2 protein-coding genes and 1 pseudogene are annotated in these 1,535 nt (G+C 67.7%); 1 reads left to right on the top strand and 2 read right to left on the bottom strand.

From position 1 onward, the window contains the following. Window positions 1–7: 7 nt before the first annotated feature. Window positions 8–361, bottom strand: a complete 354-nt coding sequence (locus AC1DHD_RS16240; protein WP_476880691.1) for a hypothetical protein — start codon at window positions 359–361, stop codon at window positions 8–10. 2 nt (window positions 362–363) lie between these two features. Continuing rightward, window positions 364–1,284, bottom strand: a complete 921-nt coding sequence (truB, locus tag AC1DHD_RS16235) for a tRNA pseudouridine(55) synthase TruB (protein ID WP_476880690.1) — start codon at window positions 1,282–1,284, stop codon at window positions 364–366. Window positions 1,285–1,351: 67 nt separating this feature from the next. Between truB and AC1DHD_RS16230 the strand changes: the two are divergent. Then, window positions 1,352–1,535, top strand: a pseudogene (locus AC1DHD_RS16230) (pyridoxal phosphate-dependent aminotransferase); the annotation flags it as partial.

Below are 1,535 nucleotides of genomic sequence, written 5' to 3'. Positions count from 1 at the left end.
TTCCACGTCAGTACCAGATCTGGTTCATTCGGGCCGCCATCACCAGCGCGGTGACGCCGACAGCCGCCAGCACAAAATTGCTCCACCGGGTGCGTTCCAGGATGGACCAGTACACCGCACCGACGGGAAGCATCAGCGCGGTGACCAGATATCCCCAGAATTCCCAGGGCTCACCGGCGATCCGCTCCCCCGAGGCGACCCGGACAATCGAACCAACCAGGTACACCAGCAGGGACAGTTCAACGGCGGCCACCGACAGGATGGTGGCATCGTTCGGGGCCTTCTTCATGATGCCGGCGCCCAGGCACAGCAGGGTGGAGAGCAAACCGACCACCAGGATGATGTAGAAGTACGCGTCCACGCTCAGCCCGCCGGCTTCTCGTTGTCCGGCGCGAAAACCAGCACGGGTTTGGCGTAGCTGCCGGCGTCGGCCAGGAGGGCCACGAGGGAACCGTCGGGCGCGAAGGCAGCGGCAGGCTGTTCCGGCGTCGCGGCCCCCGGTGTCCCTGCGGCAGCACCGGCGGAGATCCGCCGCCCGAAGGACAGCTCCGTGGTCTCTTCAGCGGTGAGGTCGCGGTTGGGCATCAGCGCCCGGGCGGCCTGCGACATCTCCAGCACGTTCAGTTCCTCGGCGAGCTCTTCGAGGGTGCGCGCCTGGTCCAGCGTGTAGGGCCCCACCTGTGTCCGGCGCAGCGCGGTGAGGTGGCCGCCGACGCCCAGGGCGCCGCCGAGGTCCCGAGAGAGGGCACGGATGTACGTCCCGGATGAACACTCCACGGTGACATCGAGGTCCAGGGCCTCGCCGTCGTTGGCCCGGCGGAGCTCATGGAGCTCGAAGCGGTGGATGGTCACGGGACGCGCGGCGAGTTTGACCTCTTCACCGGAGCGGACCCGGGCATAGGCACGCTCGCCGTTGACCTTGATGGCGCTGACACTGCTGGGGACCTGCTGGATTTCCCCCGTCAGCTCTGCGATCCCGGCGCGGACGGCGTCCTCGGTCACGGCGGCGGCGCTGGCCGTGGCAGTGACCTCGCCCTCGGCGTCGTCAGTAATGGTCGACTCACCCAGACGGATGGTGGCGGTGTACGTCTTGGAGGTTCCCACGATGTAGGTCAGGAGGCGGGTCGCCTTGTTGATCCCGAGCACCAGCACCCCCGTGGCCATCGGATCAAGGGTCCCGGCGTGGCCCACCTTTCGGGTACCGGCGATCCGCCGCATCCGTCCAACCACATCGTGGCTGGTCCAGCCTTGCGGCTTGTCCACTATCACCAGTCCAGAAAGCACGCCTCCCAGTATATCCGCGCCGAAGATGCCCCCGGTCCGGACTCCGTCCGCGGCTAGGATGGCAGACATGCCCGAGCTTGCAGCCCACGTCCGCGACGTACCCGTCAACCAGATCCGCGAGATTACCGAGGCCGCCTGGCACACGCCCGGCGCGATTGTGCTCAGCATCGGCGAGCCGGGTTTCGCCCTCCCCCGCCACATCCTCGCCGCCGGGATGGCGTGCCTGGACCGGGACGAGACCAACTACACGC

Source organism: Arthrobacter sp. 05L45_2, from assembly GCF_056397525.1.
Note: the sequence above shows the minus strand (reverse complement) of the source record. Positions and strands in the feature narration are given on the sequence as shown.